This window comes from Streptomyces sp. NBC_00536, from assembly GCF_036346295.1.
Taxonomy (GTDB): domain Bacteria; phylum Actinomycetota; class Actinomycetes; order Streptomycetales; family Streptomycetaceae; genus Streptomyces.
On the sequence record NZ_CP107819.1, the window covers coordinates 8,205,028 to 8,223,916 of the forward strand.

Annotated in this window: 22 protein-coding genes; 9 read left to right on the forward strand and 13 right to left on the reverse strand. The window is 70.6% G+C overall.

Annotation, left to right across the window (positions count from 1 at the left end):
* Positions 1-319 precede the first annotated feature (319 nt).
* The 3 genes from OHS33_RS35325 to OHS33_RS35335 all read left to right on the forward strand — a co-directional run bounded on the left by OHS33_RS35325 (position 320) and on the right by OHS33_RS35335 (position 2,132).
* Positions 320-727, forward strand: a complete 408-nt coding sequence (locus tag OHS33_RS35325) for a hypothetical protein (protein ID WP_330334509.1) — start codon at positions 320-322, stop codon at positions 725-727.
* A 520-nt stretch (positions 728-1,247) separates the two neighbouring features.
* Positions 1,248-1,775: a hypothetical protein gene (locus OHS33_RS35330; RefSeq protein WP_330334510.1), complete on the forward strand. Its 528-nt coding sequence runs from the start codon at positions 1,248-1,250 to the stop codon at positions 1,773-1,775.
* Positions 1,776-1,796: 21 nt separating this feature from the next.
* A complete protein-coding gene (locus OHS33_RS35335) occupies positions 1,797-2,132 on the forward strand; it encodes a hypothetical protein (protein ID WP_330334511.1) in 336 nt (111 codons plus the stop codon).
* A 40-nt stretch (positions 2,133-2,172) separates the two neighbouring features.
* Here OHS33_RS35335 and OHS33_RS35340 read toward each other — a convergent pair whose 3' ends face one another.
* Together OHS33_RS35340 and OHS33_RS35345 are read right to left on the reverse strand one after the other, a co-directional pair.
* Entirely contained in the window at positions 2,173-2,706 is a 534-nt protein-coding gene (locus OHS33_RS35340; protein ID WP_330334512.1) for an RICIN domain-containing protein, read from the reverse strand.
* Between the two features lie 196 nt (positions 2,707-2,902).
* Positions 2,903-3,358: a winged helix-turn-helix transcriptional regulator gene (locus OHS33_RS35345; RefSeq protein WP_330334513.1), complete on the reverse strand. Its 456-nt coding sequence runs from the start codon at positions 3,356-3,358 to the stop codon at positions 2,903-2,905.
* Between the two features lie 114 nt (positions 3,359-3,472).
* Here OHS33_RS35345 and OHS33_RS35350 point away from each other — a divergent pair, with 114 nt between their 5' ends.
* The 3 genes from OHS33_RS35350 (at position 3,473) to OHS33_RS35360 (ending at position 6,345) form a co-directional block, all read left to right on the forward strand.
* Entirely contained in the window at positions 3,473-4,432 is a 960-nt protein-coding gene (locus OHS33_RS35350) for an NADP-dependent oxidoreductase (protein WP_330334514.1), read from the forward strand.
* A 149-nt stretch (positions 4,433-4,581) separates the two neighbouring features.
* A complete protein-coding gene (locus OHS33_RS35355; protein WP_443065390.1) occupies positions 4,582-5,817 on the forward strand; it encodes a lipase family protein in 1,236 nt (411 codons plus the stop codon).
* Between the two features lie 39 nt (positions 5,818-5,856).
* The gene (locus OHS33_RS35360) at positions 5,857-6,345 is read left to right on the forward strand and encodes a hypothetical protein (protein WP_330334516.1); all 489 of its coding nucleotides are present in this window, start codon (positions 5,857-5,859) and stop codon (positions 6,343-6,345) included.
* A 60-nt stretch (positions 6,346-6,405) separates the two neighbouring features.
* Here OHS33_RS35360 and OHS33_RS35365 read toward each other — a convergent pair whose 3' ends face one another.
* The 4 genes from OHS33_RS35365 to OHS33_RS35380 form a co-directional block, all read right to left on the reverse strand.
* Positions 6,406-6,783: a hypothetical protein gene (locus OHS33_RS35365; protein WP_443065391.1), complete on the reverse strand. Its 378-nt coding sequence runs from the start codon at positions 6,781-6,783 to the stop codon at positions 6,406-6,408.
* Positions 6,780-7,745 (reverse strand): Vgb family protein, encoded by a 966-nt coding sequence (locus OHS33_RS35370; protein WP_330334518.1) that lies wholly within the window; start codon positions 7,743-7,745, stop codon positions 6,780-6,782. The genes OHS33_RS35365 and OHS33_RS35370 overlap by 4 nt, the downstream gene beginning before the upstream one ends.
* The gene (locus tag OHS33_RS35375; RefSeq protein ID WP_330334519.1) at positions 7,742-8,431 is read right to left on the reverse strand and encodes a CatB-related O-acetyltransferase; all 690 of its coding nucleotides are present in this window, start codon (positions 8,429-8,431) and stop codon (positions 7,742-7,744) included. Before OHS33_RS35375 ends, OHS33_RS35370 begins: the two co-directional genes overlap by 4 nt.
* A gap of 250 nt (positions 8,432-8,681) precedes the next feature.
* Positions 8,682-9,686, reverse strand: coding sequence for a winged helix-turn-helix domain-containing protein (locus tag OHS33_RS35380; RefSeq protein WP_330334520.1), 1,005 nt, complete (start codon positions 9,684-9,686; stop codon positions 8,682-8,684).
* An 89-nt stretch (positions 9,687-9,775) separates the two neighbouring features.
* Between OHS33_RS35380 and OHS33_RS35385 the strand changes: the two genes are divergently transcribed.
* Positions 9,776-11,050, forward strand: coding sequence for an MFS transporter (locus tag OHS33_RS35385; protein WP_330334521.1), 1,275 nt, complete (start codon positions 9,776-9,778; stop codon positions 11,048-11,050).
* A gap of 33 nt (positions 11,051-11,083) precedes the next feature.
* Positions 11,084-11,668: a DinB family protein gene (locus OHS33_RS35390; RefSeq protein WP_330334522.1), complete on the forward strand. Its 585-nt coding sequence runs from the start codon at positions 11,084-11,086 to the stop codon at positions 11,666-11,668.
* A gap of 74 nt (positions 11,669-11,742) precedes the next feature.
* Here the strand turns inward: OHS33_RS35390 and OHS33_RS35395 are convergent, their stop codons facing one another.
* The 4 genes from OHS33_RS35395 to OHS33_RS35410 all read right to left on the reverse strand — a co-directional run bounded on the left by OHS33_RS35395 (position 11,743) and on the right by OHS33_RS35410 (position 14,525).
* A complete protein-coding gene (locus tag OHS33_RS35395; RefSeq protein ID WP_330335326.1) occupies positions 11,743-12,558 on the reverse strand; it encodes a class I SAM-dependent methyltransferase in 816 nt (271 codons plus the stop codon).
* Positions 12,559-12,714: 156 nt separating this feature from the next.
* Positions 12,715-13,062, reverse strand: coding sequence for a hypothetical protein (locus OHS33_RS35400; protein ID WP_330334523.1), 348 nt, complete (start codon positions 13,060-13,062; stop codon positions 12,715-12,717).
* A gap of 23 nt (positions 13,063-13,085) precedes the next feature.
* Positions 13,086-13,445: a hypothetical protein gene (locus tag OHS33_RS35405; protein WP_330334524.1), complete on the reverse strand. Its 360-nt coding sequence runs from the start codon at positions 13,443-13,445 to the stop codon at positions 13,086-13,088.
* 60 nt (positions 13,446-13,505) lie between these two features.
* Positions 13,506-14,525: a helix-turn-helix domain-containing protein gene (locus tag OHS33_RS35410; RefSeq protein WP_330334525.1), complete on the reverse strand. Its 1,020-nt coding sequence runs from the start codon at positions 14,523-14,525 to the stop codon at positions 13,506-13,508.
* A 395-nt stretch (positions 14,526-14,920) separates the two neighbouring features.
* On the opposite strand from OHS33_RS35410, the gene OHS33_RS35415 reads away from it, so the two are divergent.
* On the forward strand, positions 14,921-16,090 hold the full coding sequence (locus tag OHS33_RS35415) for an ETX/MTX2 family pore-forming toxin (protein ID WP_330334526.1): 1,170 nt from the start codon (positions 14,921-14,923) through the stop codon (positions 16,088-16,090).
* A gap of 66 nt (positions 16,091-16,156) precedes the next feature.
* Here the strand turns inward: OHS33_RS35415 and OHS33_RS35420 are convergent, their stop codons facing one another.
* From OHS33_RS35420 to OHS33_RS35430, 3 genes are read right to left on the reverse strand one after another with little or no spacing between them, the layout of a single operon-like run.
* Positions 16,157-16,924, reverse strand: coding sequence for an FAD:protein FMN transferase (locus tag OHS33_RS35420; RefSeq protein WP_443065392.1), 768 nt, complete (start codon positions 16,922-16,924; stop codon positions 16,157-16,159).
* Between the two features lie 4 nt (positions 16,925-16,928).
* Positions 16,929-17,390, reverse strand: a complete 462-nt coding sequence (locus OHS33_RS35425) for an FMN-binding protein (protein WP_330334527.1) — start codon at positions 17,388-17,390, stop codon at positions 16,929-16,931.
* An 11-nt stretch (positions 17,391-17,401) separates the two neighbouring features.
* Complete coding sequence (locus tag OHS33_RS35430) at positions 17,402-18,781, reverse strand: ferredoxin reductase family protein (protein WP_330334528.1); 1,380 nt, start codon at positions 18,779-18,781, stop codon at positions 17,402-17,404.
* Positions 18,782-18,889 lie beyond the last annotated feature (108 nt).

Consider the following 18,889-nt stretch of genomic DNA (forward strand, 5'->3'; position numbering starts at 1 on the left):
GTCGACGACTGCTTCCATGAAGACGAGGACGCCGGTCAAGCGCACGCGAGTGAAGGTCATGCCGCGCCCTCTGCTCGATTCAGGCAGTTCCGCGAGCCGTTCCGCGGGTACGCTCCCGTCAGCACCCAGTACGCAAGGCCGGGAGGCGGAGGTCGTCATGGCGGAACCGGCGAGCGTGAGCGGGCCCCAGCTGCCTCCGAGCTACCCGCCCAAGACCCCGCCGCCCCCAAAGCGACCGGTGGAACCTCCCCGGCCCAACGGCGAGACGCAGGTGACGCTCACCGCGTCCGTTCCTCCGACCGTGCGTCGGCCGATTCGCATGAGCGTCCGCAACCGGCGAGCGGCCAACCGGACGATCCCCGCCGACAAGTGGGCTCCCAGCAAGGCGGTACGCCTGGTCACCGAGGCCGTCCGCTCGTGGGGCTACTCCTACCCGCAGGACGAGACCCTCGCAGAGGCGGTCGAGCTCCTCGTGGCGGGAGTCCTCGGCGACGGTGGCAAGCGCATCAGCGTGCACCTCGCCGACCAGGACGACCGGCTGCTGATCCTGGCACTCAGCCATCAGCCCGACCCAGCGCCAGCCTCAGCCACCGACAAGATGCTGACCGGACTTGCCGCCATCGCCGGGACAGCCAGCTGCGGCACGGACGCCGCAGCCGATGGGCGACGCGTCTGGGTGCTCATGGACACCAGCCCGCGGATGCGCGCAGCCTCGGCGGCACGCTGACCCGCGGGGTTCGAAGCTCTGCGTTCGACCTCAGCGTCGATGCGGAGGGTCTCACCCCGGCGCGTGACGGCGGCAATGACTTCATCTGAGCTGGCGCCGAGTTGAGGTCCGGGGTTCTGATCGGCGGACGAGGCGAACGAACCCCAGTTCCGCCTCCCCGCTCCACGCCTGTGGGCGAGGTCGCGAGGTGCGGACCGTGCCCGACGTACGGGCGCCTCCACCGGGCTGGCCAGGAGCGCTGACGGATGTTCTGGAGCGGGCCAGGAGACGGCCGATGGCGCCCAGGCCGTGCTGCGGAGCCGGGCACCCGACAGTTGCGGTGTGCGAATCGGACAGTGTGGGGGAACGCGGCCCGCCAGGGACCGCCCGTGCCTACGCTGGGCGTCATGGCACTCCAAGCCGCGACACCCCCGAGGGGCCCGAAGACGCCGACTCCGGCCGGGCGGCCGCCCGGGCCGGTCACGCCGGACAAGAATCCTCCTTCGCCTCCGCAGCCCCCGCCGCCCCCGGGCGCCTGACGATGGGGGTCCGGCGCATCGGCTGGGCGCGGCTCCCCGATGAAGTGGTGCGGGCCGTCGGGGAGCGGCTCGGCGGCGTGCCCTACACGGCCGCCGACGTACAACACGCGGCGGCGTCCGGCGTGGCCGCGCTGCTGACCCTGCCCAGCGGCCTCGTCTTTGTGAAGGGGCAGCACGAACGTACCCCCGCCCCCAGCCCCACCGGCGCCGCCGTACCCGCCGGGGCGGAGGCGTCGCCGTGGGGGCCCGACTGGTCGCCCGTCGATGAGCTGGACCTTGAGGAGGCCGTCAACCCGTACGTGCCGGCCGGCGCCCCGCGCGTCCTGTGGCGCCTGCACACCCACGGCTGGCACCTCCTCGCCTTCGAGGGCCTGCCAGGGCGCGATGCCGAGTGCGCGCCCGGCTCACCGGACCTCGCGCCAGTCGCCGTAGCCCTCACCGAGCTGGCGACGGTCAGGGCGCCGTTCGGCCTGCGACTGCCCACGGCCTGGGACCGCTGGGGCTACTACTGCTCCTCGGACGACGACTAGGAGCAGCTCGCCGGGCACCACTTGCTGCACACCGACCCCGCGTCCACGAACGTCATCGTGAACGTCGGCCGGGCACATTTCGTGGACTGGTCCTGGCCCGCGGTCGGTCCGTCCTGGATCGACACGGCTCTGTGGGGCATGCGGCTCATTTCCACCGGCGGCCATACCCCTGACCAGGCGTGGGAGTGGACCCTCCGCGTGCCCGGGTGGAGGGATACGGACCCCAGGGCGCTGGCCGCCTTCACCCGGGCCGAGGCCCGTCGCTGGCACGATCTGGCCGCCGATCGGGTACCCACCGCGGCCGCGATCGGCGCGGCCGCCGACGCCTGGGCCGATGCCATCGCCGCCCGCGCCTGAACGCTGCCAGAAGTGCCGATCGGGCCCGTCAGCGGGTGCCTCAGGCGAAGTTCCACCTCTGGTTGCTGTCATCGCCGCCGTGACAGGTCCATTGGTGGATCTTCGCGCCGTTGTCCTTGGACCAGCCTTCGACGTCCATGCACTTGCCGCTGTGGCGGTTGACGAGCTTGAACGTGTTGGCCTCGTCGCCCAGGTACTCGACCTTCCACTCCTGGCTGTCGGTGCCGTAGCACTCCCACTGGTGGATCTTGGCGCCGTCCGCGTACGAAGGCCCCTCGACGTCCATGCACTTCTTGCTGTTGAGATTGATCAGCCTGAAGTAGCCGATGTGGGCGCTGGACGCCTCGAACGTCCACTTCTGGTTGTTGTCGTTGTCGAGCACGCAGCTCCACTGGTGAACCGCCGCTCCGTTGGCCAGGGACCGGGCCTCGACGTCGGCGCACTTCTGGGAGTTCTGGCTCTTCATCTTGGTCGGTGCCGTGGGTGGATACGGGGCCAGAGCGCCGGCTGCCGGTGTTGCCATGACGCCGGCCAGCCCGAGGGCGAGCACCGCAGCGGCCGCAGTTGTACGCATACGTTCTCCCACAGTCGTCCTGAGTCGTGAGTAGTCGTGCTGAGTCGTTCCGCGGACCGGTCCCCGCCGGTCCCGCAGGCGAACGTAACAGCGACGCGTACGCCGCAGGGATCCCCCACCTGGGTGATCCATAGGGCCCGTGACCAGCAGAAACGGTTGGCCAGCGCCATCGGCCGCACCGCCGTCCCGGCTGCCGTTACGGCGCCTCCGTCACCGCCACCGGACGTGGTTCGGCGCGACGTTGGACGTCGAACGCCTGGCGGGCGGCGGCGATCTCCGGGACGTGCGCCACCGACCACTCCGCGATCGCGGTGGTCAGCCGTCCGGCCTCCACCCCCAGGTCACTCAGGGCGTACTCCACACGGGGCGGAACGGTGGCGTAGACCGTACGGCGGACCAGGCCTGACCGTTCCAGCTCGCGGAGCGTCTGGCTCAGCATCTTCTGCGTGATGCCGTCGAGGAGGCGGCGGAGTTCGTTGAAGCGCAGCGGCCCGTCCTGCCGCCGCAACGCCGCCAGGACGTACAGCGTCCACTTGTTGGCGAGCACCTCGACGACCGTGCGCGACGGGCAGTCACGGCGGTAGGTGGAAGTCCAGCGGTCGAGGCCGAGGTTGAGGCCGAGGTCGAGATCCTGTTCCGAGGTAGTACCCATGAGGTACCTAGGTATCAAAAAGGTGCCTTCTATGCAACGGGTACCACTTCCCACCAGGATGGGAGCAGCGATCAAGCGGTCGCAGTCCCGTGAGGAGAGGTAGAGGGGTATCCCATGACCAGCAGCATGTACGCCGTGAGCCAGCGGTCCTACGGCGGCCCCGAGGTGCTTGAGCTCGTCGAGACCGACCGGCCGGAGCCGGGGCCGGGCGAGGTCCTGGTGCGGATCCGCGCCGCCGCGGTCAATCCCGCGGACTGGAAGATCCGCTCCGGAGACGTGCGCAGGTTCGGCGAACCACCCTTCACGGAACAACCGTTCACGCTCGGGTTGGACCTGTCCGGTGTGGTCGAGGCCGTCGGCGCGGAGGTGACCCGGTTCCGGCCCGGTGACGCGGTGTTCGGGAACGCCTTCCCACCGCACGGCGCCCACGCGCAATACGCGGTCACCTCGGAGCAGTGGCTCGCCGCCGTTCCGCGGGGCGTGGACCATGTGCACGCCGCCGCGCTGCCGACCGTGGGCCTCACCGCCTGGCAATCGCTCACGCGCGCCGTCTCACTGAGCGAGGGTCAGCGAGTCCTCATCCACGGGGCGGCCGGCGGGATCGGCCACCTGGCCGTGCAGATCGCCAAGGCACAGGGCGCGTACGTGATCGGCACGGCCCGCACGGGCAAGCACGCCTTCCTGTACGACCTGGGCGCCGACGAGGTCATCGACTACACGCAGGTCGACTTCGCCCAGGCCGTACGGGACGTCGACATCGTCCTGGACCCGATCGCCGACGACTACGGGCCCCGCTCCCTGGCCGTGCTCGCGCCGGGCGGCACGCTCATCGACGTACGCGGCACCGGCCCCGACCGCAGCACCGTCCGGGAGCAGGCCGCGGCACGCGGTCTGCGCTTCGTCGAGTTCGGCTTCACCCCGTCCGGGACCGACCTGGAGAGCATCGCCGAACTGGCGGAAGGCGGCGCCCTGCGGGTCTCGGTCGAGAAGGTGCTGCCGCTACGGGAGGCGGCCGAGGCCCACCGGCTCAGCGAAGGGGGCCGAGTCAAGGGCAAGATCGTCCTCACCGTCTGACGGGTTGTTCGGCGCGGGATGACAGAGCCTGTCCCGTAGGGGACAGGGCAGTCGGCATCCCCACGCGGGCCCCGAGGGGGTTTTCCCCCTGTGCGGCCCGGGGGGTCGCTCCATGTCGCGGCGGAGCGGCCGGCGGGCAGGATCCATCCATGACTTCACGGCGAACAAGAATCCGGATTATGGCTGGTGCGGCGGTCTTGGGAAGTGTGTCCGTGTCCGCCCTGGTGGGTGTGGCTCCGGTCTCGGCGGCGGCCGACTCCCACAGTGACTGGGCACGGGGTGGGGCCGTCGTCTCCGTCGAGCAAGCGGCCGACCTCACAGCGGAGGAAGTGGCCGGGGAACTCCGGGGAAAGATCGACTCGTCCCAGCTCCGCTACGGCGTGACCGCCTATCGGGTCACCTACCGCACCACCGACAGCGCGGGCGCCCCCACGACCGCGAGCCAGCTCGTCGTCCTGCCCAAGAACGGGGCACGCCACCTGTCCACCGTCTCCTGGCTGCACGGCACCACCGTCTACCGCAAGGACGTCGCCTCGGAGAATCCGAAGTCGGACGACCGGCTCGCCGCCCTGCTGTTCGCCTCGACCGGGCGGGCCGTTTCGGCGCCCGACTACGTGGGCCTCGGATCGGGCGAAGGCTTCCACCCCTACGGTGGCCCCCGGGCCACCGTCGCGGCCTCGGTGGACGGCCTGCGCGCGGCCCGCACCGTGGCCCACCGGAGCGGCCGGGAGCTGGAGCAGAAGGTTCAGGTCAGCGGGTTCTCACAGGGCGGCCCCGCGACCATGCTGGTGGGCCGGGCACTTCAGCAGGAGGGCGCCGACCGCTACTTCCGGCTGGGGGCGCTCGCCCCGGTCAGCGGCCCCTACAGCCTCTCGGCCTTCGAGGCCGCCGCAGCCGACGACAAGATCGCCAAATCCGGCATCTACCTCGCCTACTTCGTCACCGCGTGGAACAAGATGTACGGCCTCTACACGTCACCCGGCGATGTCTTCCGCTCTCCCTACGCGAGTGAGGTGGAGGGCCTGTTCGACGGCTATCACACCACCCAGCAGATCGTCGACGCACTCCCGGCGGCCTCCAAGGACCTGTTCACCGAGGACTTCCTGAACAAGATCCGCAGGCCCGACGGTGTCCTGAAGGACAGGCTCCGCCCGATGGACAACACGTGCGACTGGCGGCCGAACGTACCGGTGGAGATCTTCCACGGCCGGGGCGACAAGGACGTCGACTTCAGTCACGCGACGTACTGCGCCGACCAGTTGACCAGGAACGGCGCCGCACACCGGCTGACCGACGTCGGCGACTACGACCACAACGGATCGGTTCAGCAAGCCCTGCCCCGGATCGTCAGATTCTTCGACGAGTCGGCGGCGAAGACCGACTGAAGCACGCCGGCTCGAACCGGCCGTAGGTAGGGTTCGCCCATGGCGAGCCGGCACCGTTCGACGGGTTTCACCGAGGCCCAGCTGTCGATCATCGACGAACTGGGAGTCCTGCCGTTCCCCGAGCAGGAAGGCAGGCCGGGGACGGGCGGCGGGTGGGGTGGGCCTGGATATCACGTGGCCGTGCTCCGGCAGAGCCAGGACTTCTGGGATGACCGGAGCGACGAGATCGTCGAGGCGGCCGAGAAAGAGCTCGAAGCCGATCTCGATGCCCTGGTGGCCGTTCTGACCGCCCGTTGGGGCGCCCCCACGACGGTCGACCTGTGGCCGTATCTCGGGTTCGACCATCCGGACCCTGAGTTCACGGCTCCCGAGCCGTTGGGCTTCCTGTGCAACGTCGCCGGCCGCATGCAGGTGTGGCGGCCGCCGTCCTCTGGCCGATGGCTCGCGCTGGCCATCGGTCAGGCGGATCGGGAGCTGCCCTTCGAACTGCTCGCCGCCATGGGTGAGGCGTCCTCGCTCCCGGGATGAGTCGGGCCCGGAGGCCGTCACGGCGCGGAAGTGCATACGTACGCACGTTCGTACACACGTTTACATGCCCGGTATGTCGTAGCCGGGGTCCGGATGCTGACGGGGGGTCCACCACTCGGTAAGACCCCACACCCCGAGCGCGAGCGCTGCCAGGGCCGCGACCGCCCCAGCCCACGGCGGTACCCGCCTGACGGCCATGGCCCAGGTGAAGAGCGGCACCAGCGCGCCGCCGAGCAGGATGAGCGGCAGGTCGACGAAGACCACGCTCAGGTCGCGGGCGTGGCCCTCGAACCCCCCGTCAATACTGAACGCGGCCCGGGGTAGCCAGACAGCCAGCCCGGTCAACGCACCGAGGCCCGCGAAGAAGTATCTGGCCTGACGCGCCTGACGCTCGTCCTGCGGCTTCAAACCGGTCCGCCCTGGGGTGTTTTCCCTCATGCCCTCTGGACGTGGCAGCCAGACGCACGGTTGCAGGGACAGCCGGCGCCTACGGTGGTGGTGGTCGGTTCGATGCGGGCCAGTGCGCCCGTCTCCAGCGCCGTCCACAGGGCGCCGTCCGGGCCCACCGTGATCCCGTGCGGCTCGGAGGCCGGGGTGGGCAGGTCGTGGAGGGTGATGGTGCCGTCGGGGGTGATCGAGCCGACGCGGTTGGCGCCCCACTCGGTGAACCACGCCGTGCCGTCGGCGTCGGTGGTGACGGCATGCGGCCGGGCCGTGCGGTCGGGGAGCGGGTATTCGGTGATCCGGCCGTCGGGGGTCCTCCGACCGATCTGACCGGCCGCGATCTCCGTGAACCAGACGCTTCCATCCGGGCCCACGGCGATTCCGACCGGTGCGGCCGCCTCGGTGGGGAGCTCCTGGACCGTGATGCGGCCGTCCATGCCGATGCGGCCGATGGCGTTGGCCCGGTTCATCGTGAACCACATCGCGTCCCCGGCCGCGGCGATCGCGGAGGGGAACGCGGAGGGAGACGCGCCGGTGCGCGGTCGCGGCAGCGGGTACTCCGTGACCGTTCCGTCGGTGGTGATGCGGCCGATGCGGTCGGCGGCGGTCTCGGTGAACCACAGCGCGCCGTCCGGCCCCGCGGCGATGCCGAAGGGGCCGCACTCCGGGGTCGGCGGCGCGAACTCCGTCACCTGGCCGGCCGTCGTGATCCGCCCGATCCGGTGCGCCCGGTACGTGGTGAACCACAGAGCGCCGTCCGGCCCGTTGCAGATGACCGTCGGGCTGCTGTCCGGGGCGAGCTGATGGCTGGTCGGCTCCTGTCCCGGGACGAGCCGACCGATCCTGGCGCTGTGCACCAGGGTGAACCAGAGCGCGCCGTCCGGGCCGGTGGTGAGGGCGTACGGGCCGCTGTCGCGGCCGGACACCGGGTACTCCTCGACGTCCGGGGTCGTCACTCCGACTTCCCCAGACCTTCGGCGGCGGCGATGCGCTCGATGTCCCGCGGCGAACCGCCCATGATGGTCCGGGCGTGCGCGGTCACCAGCTCGACGGGCCAGTCCCACCAGGCGGCGCGCAGGAGCCGTTCGATGTCCCCGTCGTCGAAGCGCTGCCTGATCGTCCGGGCCGGGTTCCCGCCCACGACGGTGTACGGCGGCACGTCGGCGGTGACCATCGCTCCGGCCGCGATCACCGCGCCGTCGCCGATCCGCACGCCGGGCAGCACGGTGGCCCCGTATCCGAACCACACGTCGTTGCCGACCACCGTGTCCCCGCGGCTGGGCATCGCGGTGACGAGGTCGAGGGTCCGCTCGGTCCACTCCCCGCCGAACATGGTGAAGGGGAAGGTGGACACCCCCATCGACGGGTGCTCCGCGCCCGCCATCAGGAACCGGGTGCCCGTGGCGATCGCGCAATACTTGCCGATGATCAGCCGTTCCGGGCCGTAGGCGTACAGCACGTTGCGCCGTACGAAGTCGGTCGCGCCGTCGGGGTCGTCGTAGTAGGTGAAATCACCCACCACGACGTTCGTCCCGGCGACCAGTGGTTTGAGGAAGACGACCCTGTCGTGGGCGGGCAGGGGATGGACGCTGGCCGGGTCGGGTGCCCCGGCGGCGGCAGCGGTGCTCGGTTCGGATGTCACGCGCGAATCTCTCCGTGGGGTTTGGTTCGTGCTGGGCGGGAGGCGGCCTTCCGGGCCGGTACCCAGCATGCGCATCAGCCCTCCGGGGAGCAACGGCCGATCTTGTTATGGTCGTTCGTTAACCCTGAGGTTCACGAACCGGGGGAGCCGGGGAGCGGGGGACCAGGTGCGACCGGGGACCGGGGGACCGGGGGACCGGGGGCCAGGACCCTCCTCACCCCCGGCCGCGCAATCGTCCGCCGGCGGCGCCTCAAAAGCAGTGCTGATCCGATCCCTCAGCCCGTACCGCTACCAGTGCCTCGCCGAGCGGGGTGCGCCGGTAGAGCACCGACCGTCCGGACCGGGCGCGGACGAGCAGTCCCGCGTCTCGCAGGATGGCGAGGTGGTCTCCCACCGCGCCGGGTGCCATGGCGAGGCTTCGGGCGAGGTGGCTGGTACTGGCCGGGGCGTCCAGCGCCAACAGCAGTCGGGCTCGGGACCGGCCGACCAGAGCGGTCAGGGCGTCCGGCCCGGGGACGGTCTCCTGGTCGCCCCACAGGGCGGCGGTGCCGCGTGCGCAATAGACCAAGGTCCTGGGCCAGGGATCGTCCAGGTGGGCGGCCATGTTCCCGACGAAGACCGAAGGGATCAGCAGGAGCCCGTCGCCGGCGAGGCGGACTGTTCCGACGTGGGGGAAGTGGCCGATCTCGATGCCGCCGGCTTGCCAGGCGATGCTCGGGTGCAGGCTCTCGATGGTCGCGGCCCATCCGTGTTCGCCGATCACACCCACCCGGTGCACGACGTCGCGCTCACAGATCGCGCGCAGTTGCGGCCAGTCCGCGGCGAGCAGCTCGTGCCACGCCTGGTCCATCGCCTCGGCGATCCTGGAGACGGCGTCCGGCGAGTCCAGCACTGCGCGTACGCGGGGATCGCGGGAGGACGGGCCGGTCGCGTTGGTGGCGATTTCGTGGCGAGCCGCTTCCAGCGGTGTGTCCCGGATCATGGCCAGGTCGTCCGCCCAGGTCTGGTTGAGGCCGCGCGGGGGCGGGGCGACGAAGTTCGGTCCGCCTTGCGGTGTGTGCAGGGCGAGGGCGGCGTTCAGTTCGGTCTCGCGGCGAAGCCGTTCAAAGGCCGGCAGGAGCCGGGTGGCCCAGGCTCGCGGCAGCGGCCGGTACTGGCCGGCGAGCGAGCGCAGCAGGAAGCAGAGGTCCATCGCGGGAGAGAGTGCGAAGCGGCTGCGCAGCAGGTCATCGACGGAGACTTCGAAGCGCAGCACCCTGCCATGCTACCGCGGGACGTCGGCTCCGATTCGTCCAGGGACGAATCATTGGTGAGTGGCGTGGGCGCACGGCGACGCTGGGCGCCATGACCCCAATCGCCGAACCCGCGCAGGTCAACCACCGTGCCACGTACCGGGAGGTGCTGGCCGAGCCACGATTCCGGCTGCTCTTCTCGACCCGCACCGTCGCGATCACTGCGGACGCGCTGCGGATCACCACGTTCTCGGTGCTGGTCTTCTCGGCCACCGGCTCCGCGCTGCTGAGCGCACTGGCCTTCGGCATCGGCTTCATCCCGCAGCTGTTCGGCTCGCTGCTGCTGGGCTCACTGGCCGACCGACTGCCGCCCCGCGCGCTCATCACCGGCGGCTACGCCTTGGAGTGCGCCGCCGCCCTGCTGCTCGCCCTGGTGCGGATGCCGATCGCGGCAAGCCTTGGTGTCGTGGCGCTGGTCGCCCTCGCCACACCGGTGTTTCACGGCGCGTCGAGTCGGCTGGTCGCGCAGTCGCTGGAGGGCGACGCCTATGTACTGGGCCGTTCACTGAACAACATCGCTTCCTCCGGCGCGCAATTGTTCGGACTGGCGCTGGGAGGTGCGGTCGTCGCGGTACTCGGCCCGCACCGGGCGCTCGTGGTGAGCGCCGCCCTCTACCTCGGCTGCGCGCTCGCCATCCGCATCCGGCTGCCCCGGCTGCAGCTGGGAGAGTTCGGCGGCACACCCGGCAGCGCTCGGGGCGATGGCGGGGCCGTCCGGGCAAGCCTGCACGGTGCCGGCCTGCTGCTGCGCGGACACACGGTGCGGCGGCTGATGCTGGCCCAGTGGCTACCGCCCGCGTTCGTAGCGGGCGCGGAAGGCCTGATCGTCGCCTACGCCGGAGGACGCCACTTCGCGCCCGGCTGGTACGCGGTGCTGATGGGCTGCCTGCCGGTCGGCATGCTCGTCGGTGACCTGCTGGTGGGCCGACTCCTGCGGCCGCCCACCCGGGAGCGACTGGTGGTCCCGTTGATCGCGCTGATGGGACTGCCGCTGCTCGGCTTCGCCGCCGAACCCGAAGTGGGCGTCTCGTCCTGTCTGCTGCTGCTCTGCGGCTTCGGATTCGCCTACGGTCTCGGCCTGCAACGGCCGTTCCTGGACGCCCTGCCGCAAGATGGCCAGGGCCAGGCCTTCGGCCTGCTCGGCTCCGGCAGCATGACGCTGCAAGGCGTCGGACCGGCCTGCTTCGGCGTGGTGGCCGCAGGCATCGGAACAGGCGGCGCAATCGCCCTGGCAGGCGGCGCGGCGGTGCTCACCGCCGGCTGGATTCTGACCTGGAACCCGCCCAAATCCCCGGTCCCCGTACCGAACCACTCAACGGGATCTTGAGACCACGAGCAACCCATGGAAGGCTCATGCCGCATGATCGATGAATTCGCGAAGGACAACCTGCACGGGAGACTGCGGCGGGACCGCGAGGCGCTCCTCTGGAAACTCGACGGCTTGTCCGAATACGACGCCCGCCGGCCTTTGACGGCGACCGGGACCAGCCTCCTCGGCCTGGTCAAACACGTGGCCAGCGTCGAGGCCAGGTACTTCGGCGAGGTCTTCGACCGCCCGTCCCCGGAACCGCTGTGCCCGTGGCAGGACTCCGACGGCAGCGATCTGTGGGCGGCCGAGGACGAGACCCGCGATCAGATCATCGGGTTCTACCGGCGCACGTGGGAACACTCGGACGCGACGATCAACGAGCTTCCCCTGGACGCCCCCGGTCACGTGCCGTGGTGGCCGGAGCCCCATTCCAACACGAACCTGTTCGCCGTCATGGTCCATGTCCTCAGCGAGTCCGTCCGGCATGCCGGGCACGCCGACATCCTGCGCGAGGGCCTCGACGGCCGGACCGGGGTGCGCGCCGAGCACGAGCAGCAGATCGACGAGGAAGCCCGCGCGGCCTACTGCGCGAAGATCGAGCAGGCCGCCAGGTCGGGTACGTCCATCAAGGCTTAGCTGGATATATCGGGCAGCCTGACATCAGCCCCCTACCGGCGCTTGCGATCTCCGATGGAGAACCGGGAGGCGCTCTACCGGCGGACCGCCGAGATCAGTCCGCCGGGCCGCTCCTCGCGCTGCGGCGGGGTGCTGATCGGGCGGCCGTAGGCGCCGCCGCACTCGCGCAGGGTGTGGCTGCCGGCCTCCCAGCCGTGTCCGGCCAGCCAGCCCACCGGGTCGTCGGACATCTCCGAAACCCACATGGACGCCGCCGATCCCGGCACGGCGTCCGCGCCGAAGCGCTCGATCACGCCGCGCGAGCCCAACGTCAGCCCCATCCGACTGCCTGCCGCCGACTGCGCGCCGATCCGGGCCAGCAGCAGCTCCACCGCGTCCTCGGGCAGATAGATCAGCAGTCCTTCGGCGATCCACACGGTCGGCGCCGCCGGGTCGTGCCCTACGGCGGCCAGTGCGCCGGGCCAGTCCTCACGCAGATCCACCGCGACGGTGATCCGTTCGCAGCGCGCGACGGCCCGCTCCTGGCGCAGCACCGCGGCCTTGAAGTCCAGCGGCGCGGCGGTGTCGACCTCGAACAGCCGGGTGCCCTCGGGCCAGTCCATCCGGAAGGCCCGGCTGTCCATGCCGGCGCCGAGCAGCACGACCTGCCGGACCCCGGACGCAGAGGCCCGCCGCAACAGGTCGTCGAGGAACTTCGTCCTGATGACGATGGAGTACGACACGGCCAGCCGACGGCGTCGCGCGGCCTCGTCCTCGGGCAGCGACGGCGAGGAGGGCCACAGGCCACCGGCGGTGGCGAAGGCCCGTGCCAGCGGGTCGCGGAACAGCGCGTTCTCCCGCTCGGTCTCCAGCGCCCGCACCCTGGCCACCCCCACCGCCGTGGCCCACACTCCCGACGGCCGTACCCGCTCCTGCTCATCAGTCACCGCGCCAGCCTAGCGATCGATTCCAAGGGGCCCGATGAGGGGAGCCGGAGCGTTGCCGAGGCCGCGCCCCCGCCTGCCGGCGGGGGCGCATCGCGATGGACGGGACCGTGGGCCGCGCCCTCAACAGGAGATGTAGTCGAGCACCGCCGAGGTCGGTTCTCCGGCGTGGAAGCCGCTGAAGTTGACGGCCTTGCCCTTGCCCCCGGCCCACGGCGACTCCCACCAGCCACCGTCCGTGAAGAAGATGCGGACATAGGGGCAGCGGCCGTCGGCCCTGGTGTCATGGACCGTGCCGGTGATGTTCCCGTCGCACACGCGGCCGTCGCCGTACCCCTCAGGGCGTGAGCCGGGGCCGCCCGTGTCGAAGACCCTGCAGCCGAGCACCGCGTCGGTGGACGCCTGAGCCGTGGGGGCCGATGCCAGGCCGAGGAGACAGAGAGTGCCCAGCAGGCCGGCCACCGAGGTCATGTGCTTCCTGGATCGCACTCCTTTCAGCAAGAGATGTACCTCATCTCCGCGCCCGTGTACTCGCCCGCGTGATAGCCGCTGAAGTTGACGGCCTTGCCGTTGCCTCCGGCCCACGGGGAATCCCACCAGCCATCGACCGTGAAGAAGATGCGGACGTAGGGGCAGCGGCCGTCGGCCCTGGTGTCGTGCACGGTGCCGGTGATGTTTCCGTCGCACACCCGGCCGTCGCCGTACCCCTCGGCGGTGCGGGGCGCCTCGATGACCCGACAGGTCGATGTCCCTGGCGTGGCCGCCTGGGCCGCGGGGGCGGATACGAGGCCGAGGGCCGATAGGGCGATCACCGCCGCTGTGGTGAACGTCCGGAACCTGATGCTCTTGTTCATGATTCCCCTCGTCATGAGTGCGTCATGAGCGTGTCCGTGACGAGTCTGGTCGCGGGCTGTCTATCCGTCATTGGCCTGTGACGCACGAAGGGTTGTCCCTGAGCGCACGCCGAGTGCCGTACGACGGTGCTCGCCCGGCGGCATGCCGTAGGCGGCACGGAACGAACGGTTGAACGACTCGGGGCTCTTCAGGCCCCACCGGGCGCCGATCGCGTGCACCGGGACGCTCAGCAGCCGCGGGTCGGTGAGGTCACCGTGGCAGCGTTCCAGGCGCTGTCGGCGGATCGCGGCCGACACGGTCTCGCCCCTGGGGCGAAACAGCTGGTGCAGGAGCCTCACGGAGATGTGGTGGTGGGCCGCGATGGCGTCGGGGCCGAGCTGAGGATCGGTCAGGTGGTCCTGGATGAAGACGTCGATGCGGGCGCGCAGCACCTGGTGCCGCGTCTCCGGGGGGACGCGGTCCTGTGCGTCGGCCCGGGACGCGAGCAGTCCCGCGGCCAGGTCCAGGCTGGCCAGGCCGAGCCGCTCACCGTCCGACTCGTCCAGCAGGGGTGCCTCCCGGGCGACCGAGATCAGGTGGTCGGCGAGGATCCGGGCGATCCCGGACCTGGCGGACAGGGTGCTGGCGAACAGCCGGTCCAGTCTGGACTCGGGCACGGGGACGAGCGTTCTGGGGAGGTGCAGGATGACGGCTCGTGCGGCGCCGGTTTCGGGCGTGCTGACGGCTCGTCCGCGGTAGGGCCGCGAGGATGTCCAGAGGGCGAAGTCGCCGGCGTGGAGAGCGGCGTCGTTGCGGCCCTGGGACACCTCCATGGACCCGCCCAGGACCAGGGTCAGCTCGTAGGTCTCGGGGTCCCCGCGGCGGACGAGCTGCGCGGTGCGCTCCGACCGTAGCGCGGGGAAGGCCATGGTGGTCAGCTGAAGAGGGCCGAGGCCGAGGGACCCCACGCTTCCCGTGAAGTCAGAGGCCCCGTCACTGGTGATCCGTGTCGGAGCCACCCCTCGTCCGACGACCTCGCACCACCAGTCGAAACGCTGCTCCCTCGGTAACGCCGCCGTGTTGAACTCGGTGAACGCCATTGACCCCCCACATGGACAACCCGCCTCGCATCTGACTGCCCAACATGGCCAGCGGGCTCACCACGACGCAACGCTCGTCGGCGATATGGCCGAGCCGTTGCCGGAGATGGCCGGAGACGGCCGGAGACGGCCGGGAGGCGCCTGCCTCTGTATCTGCCGCCTGCTGGCTGCCGCCTGTCGCCCGCCGCCGTGGCGTCCGACCCCTCTGATCGGCGGTGGAAAGAATTCGTTAAGGCCCATACGGGCGGCATCAAATGACGCCGGGTTCGACTCAACGGCCTGCTAGCGTCCATTTCGCCGGAATTCTTTCGGTGAAATGAAAAGTTGCGTCAGACGCAGTTCCCCCGGGCCTGTCAGGCCCGGATCCGCTGCTGCTGACCGAGGCGGGAGAATTTATGAAGATTCACATATCGAAGAGGAAAGCTGCCTTTCAGGCGGCGATTGCCGGCGCGGTGGTGATGGCGGCGGTCGTCGCGGTGCCCGGCGCCGCCTATGCCGACTCCAGGCCGTCGTATCCCGCCTCCCTCGGCGAGGTGGCCGACGACTTCGTGGAGTACGGGGACCCCGTCGCCTGGGCGGCACGGCAGAGCGACCACGCGCACAACTGGGGTGTCACACAGGAGTACGGCAGCGTCTGCACCCGCGCGGGCTGCCGGTCGGCCGGTACGGGTGCCAAGTACGACGGGATCATCACCGACACCGCCGGGCTCACGTTCAAGAACCTTCAGGTGACGGCACTGGGCACCCCGTCCGTGTCGATGGATCACGGTGTCCGGATCTCGGCGCGCTCATGGCTGACGAACAACACCCCCAACTGGCAGCTCATGACCTCCGGGTCGTTCGGCTCGGGGTACACCACCTCCATCACGAGCGCGGTGACCAAGCAATTCAGCACGGGGCACACCCTCAGTGCCGGTTTCAATCTCAGCGGCCTCATCGAGGGTGGCGCTGCCCTCACCACGACCTACACGTGGGGAGCGTCGGAGTCCACGACGAAGAGCGATGACCTGAAGTTCACCGGGGACCCCCAGAACGTCTGGGTACCACCGCACGGCTACGACATCGTGTACGAGGCGATGGACCGCTATACCGGCACCGGGCAGGTCCAGCTCTCGGGGGACCTGGACGGGAGTCTCACGCAATGCGTTCACGGCTCACTCCGGAAGGCCGACGGTAACTGGGTGACGTGGCAAAGCGGCACCCAGGGCTATGACCATGACGGAAACAAGGACTGCGGAACCTATTCGGTGTACGACGTGGCGCTGGCCGCGTCCCACGCGGGACGCGGAGGTCCGCCGTTCGGGAAACTCCCCGAAGGTTTTTCCATCAGCGGCCACCACACCGTTTCGGCCCCGGGGATCGGCTCGTACGAGGCCGTCACGGGTGCGAATTTCAGTGTGACCGTTGATCAGTATCCGTCCGATGTCATCAAGCCGGGAAGTGTTTCCCCGGACTCGGCCGCCGGCATGGCCGTTGTTTCCGGCCAGCAGCCCATCCGGCATTCTTACTCGATCCCGGTAAAGGTCGACCCGAAGACCGTGCGCAGCTCGGTCACCACGCACTGAACCTTTCCGGGGAGCAGCGCGGGAAGCAGGGCGGGAGGCGGTGCGGGAAGCAGCCCGTACAGCGCTTCATGCCCCGTACCGGCTGAACGCGGGTGTCCGCCATTCCTGGCCGTCGGGCCGGACGGCGAGTGCTTCGTAGCCGTCCAGTGTCTCCACCCAGCCCTGTGCCTCGTCGCCCCGGGCGAACGCGGCGGTGGCGTAGGTGTCGGTCAGGGTCAGGGAGGGGCCGATGAGGGTCAGGGAGGCGAGCCCGGTGGCGGGTGCGCCGGTGTGCGGGTCGAAGATGTGGGCGCCGCGTTCGGCGGTGCCGGAGGTGGCGACGGCCAGGTCGTGGTCGGCGGTGATGACGGTGAGCAGTTCGCCGGGGCGCAGCGGGTGGGCGATGCCGATGCGCCAGGGCCTGCCGGGTCCCGCCCGGCCGCGGAGCTGGAGGTCGCCGCCGCCGTTGACGCAGGTGTGGTGTGCGCCCGCTTCGTAGAGGGATCGGGACGCGGCTTCGGTGGCCCAGCCCTTGACGAGGCCGGAGGGGTCGAGGGTGCCGGCGGGGATCATGCTGAACCAGCCGTCGGTGTCGTGGGCGGCCTGGGCGCAGAGGGACATGACCTCGTGGACTTCGGGCGGGCAGTCGTCGAGGTGGATGTCGCCGCGGTCGAGGCGGCTGATGTGGCTGTCGGGCCGATAGGTGGAGAACACGGCGTCGACCCGGTGGAGTTGCCGTACGGCCTCGGCGAGGGCGCGGTGGATGGCGGGGGTCGGTTCGTCGCGGATGTCGAAGGAGAAGACGGTGCCCATGACGTGTTCGACGTGGCGCAGTCCGGTCGCGGTGTCAGGCACGGTGTCAGGCACGGGCCTGGTCCAGGGCGCTCTGCAGGGATTCGATGTAGCCCTGGCTGGTGTAGCTGGCGCCGGAGACGGCGTCGATGTGCGCGCTCTGGGCGCCGATCGCCTCCTGGGCGAGGCGGGGCAGGGCGTAGGCGGCTATTTCCTGGTCCCGGCCCCTGCGGTCGGGGGCCTGGAGGACCTTGACCGAGGTGATCCTGCCCCGGTCGAGGGTGGCGGCGACCTGCACGGTTCCGTACCGGGTGTCGACGGGATCCCCGGTGAACGTGCCAGTTCCGGTGGACGTGCCGGTTCCGGTGGACGTACCCGGCTGGCTCCCCGCGGGCACGCGGGGCGTCGCGGATACGGCGGGGGAGCGGGGAGTCGTCCCGGCGAGGGCCGCGGGCTGGTGGGGTTTGAGGGCGAGCAGGGTGACGATGAGCGTGCTGACGCCCGTGGTGGTGAGGACGGCTCGGCGCATGGCGGTTCTCCTCAGAACGCGAACGACTCGTGATGGATGCGCCGGGACGGGACGCCCGCCTCGGCGAGGGCCCGGATCGCGGCCTCGGCCATGCCGGGAGGACCGCAGAGGTAGACGTCGTGCGCGGCCAGGTCCGGGACCAGAGCGCTCAGGGCCCGCGCGGTCAGGGGTGAGGAGCATGCCGTGGGTTCGTCGACGACGTAGTGCACGGTGGTCCGACGGCGGGCGGCGATCACGTCGAGTTCACCGCGCAGGGCGAGATCTTCGGGGCGGCGGGCCCGGTAGACGAGCGTCACCTGGCCGGGCAGGGTTTCGAAGAGCGCGCGCAGCGGGGTGATGCCGACGCCGCCCGCCAGGAGCAGGACCTTGGGGGCGGTGCGGCGGTGCGCGGTGAAGCCGCCGTAGGGCCCTTCGGCCCATACCCGGGTACCGGGTGCCAGGCGGGCGAGCGCGGCGCTGTGGCCGCCCGCGGTCTTGACCGTGATGCGCAGCCGGTGGGGGTGCGCGGGGGCCGAAAGGGAGTACGGGTTGGCGGTCCACCACAGTCCGCGGGTCAGGAAACGCCAGCGCAGGAACTGTCCCGGCTCGCCGCCCAGCTCATCCAGGTGCTCGCCGGTGAAGTGGACGGAGACCACGCCCGGTGCCTCGGCGTGGACGGCGGCGACGCGCAGGCGGTGGCGCAGTCCTCGCCGCAGCGGTACGGCGAACCGGTACCAGGCGAGCAGCGCGGCGACGCCGAGGAAGAGCGCGAACCAGGCCGCCTGCGCGGTGCGGTTCCCGACGAAGTCGGCTCCGTTGGAGAGCTGGTGGCCGAAGGTGAGGAAGACCGCCAGGTAGGTGGCGAAGTGCAGGTAGTGCCAGGTCTCGTAGCTGAGCCTGCGGCGGGCCGCCCGGGCCGAGAGGACCGCGGTGGCCAGGAACAGCAGGAACCCGGCGGTGCCCTTGAGGAGGTCGGGGTAGTCCAGGACGAGCGTGGCCGTCTGGCTCACCACGTCCGTGCGCGAGGTCAGGGCGTACCCCCAGATGATCAGGAGGGTGTGCGCGAGGGCCAGGGAGACGGTGCACCGTCCGCCCCAGGCGTGCCAGCGGGCGAGGCGGTCGGTGCCGACCGTGTGGTCCAGCAACGGCATCCGGGCCATCAGGGCGAGCAGGACCGCGCAGGCGTAGCCGGCCAGGAGTCCGGTGATGCGCCCCGCGCCGGTGAGCCAGCCCGCGGGTCCGACGACCGAGGTCGTGTCACTCCACCACAGGGCGAGCACCCCGGCGCCGCCGGACCAGATCGCCAGCAGCGCTACGAAGGGCACGGCGGCGGCGCTGCGGTGCGGGCGCCGGCGGCGCAGCCCGCGGCCGGTCCCGGTGCTGGTCCCGGTGCTGGTGAACGTGCTGGTCATGGGGCTCCTCCGGATGGAACTCGCTCCGGCAATGGACGGCCAGACTCACAGCCCAACCTTTGAGTACCTTCTGAAAGCGCCCCTACGACCGCCCTCAGCGCGGATTCA

Coding starts and splice junctions, on each gene's coding strand:
- OHS33_RS35340 (WP_330334512.1), bottom strand. CDS start 2,706: ATGCGTACAACTGCGGCCGCTGCGGTGCTCGCCCTCGGGCTGGCCGGC.
- OHS33_RS35405 (WP_330334524.1), bottom strand. CDS start 13,445: ATGAACAAGAGCATCAGGTTCCGGACGTTCACCACAGCGGCGGTGATC.
- OHS33_RS35330 (WP_330334510.1), top strand. CDS start 1,248: ATGGGGGTCCGGCGCATCGGCTGGGCGCGGCTCCCCGATGAAGTGGTG.
- OHS33_RS35360 (WP_330334516.1), top strand. CDS start 5,857: ATGGCGAGCCGGCACCGTTCGACGGGTTTCACCGAGGCCCAGCTGTCG.
- OHS33_RS35425 (WP_330334527.1), bottom strand. CDS start 17,390: ATGCGCCGAGCCGTCCTCACCACCACGGGCGTCAGCACGCTCATCGTC.
- OHS33_RS35350 (WP_330334514.1), top strand. CDS start 3,473: ATGACCAGCAGCATGTACGCCGTGAGCCAGCGGTCCTACGGCGGCCCC.
- OHS33_RS35410 (WP_330334525.1), bottom strand. CDS start 14,525: ATGGCGTTCACCGAGTTCAACACGGCGGCGTTACCGAGGGAGCAGCGT.
- OHS33_RS35415 (WP_330334526.1), top strand. CDS start 14,921: ATGAAGATTCACATATCGAAGAGGAAAGCTGCCTTTCAGGCGGCGATT.
- OHS33_RS35385 (WP_330334521.1), top strand. CDS start 9,776: ATGACCCCAATCGCCGAACCCGCGCAGGTCAACCACCGTGCCACGTAC.
- OHS33_RS35345 (WP_330334513.1), bottom strand. CDS start 3,358: ATGGGTACTACCTCGGAACAGGATCTCGACCTCGGCCTCAACCTCGGC.
- OHS33_RS35365 (WP_443065391.1), bottom strand. CDS start 6,783: ATGAGGGAAAACACCCCAGGGCGGACCGGTTTGAAGCCGCAGGACGAG.
- OHS33_RS35430 (WP_330334528.1), bottom strand. CDS start 18,781: ATGACCAGCACGTTCACCAGCACCGGGACCAGCACCGGGACCGGCCGC.
- OHS33_RS35325 (WP_330334509.1), top strand. CDS start 320: ATGAGCGTCCGCAACCGGCGAGCGGCCAACCGGACGATCCCCGCCGAC.
- OHS33_RS35400 (WP_330334523.1), bottom strand. CDS start 13,062: ATGACCTCGGTGGCCGGCCTGCTGGGCACTCTCTGTCTCCTCGGCCTG.
- OHS33_RS35355 (WP_443065390.1), top strand. CDS start 4,582: ATGACTTCACGGCGAACAAGAATCCGGATTATGGCTGGTGCGGCGGTC.
- OHS33_RS35390 (WP_330334522.1), top strand. CDS start 11,084: ATGATCGATGAATTCGCGAAGGACAACCTGCACGGGAGACTGCGGCGG.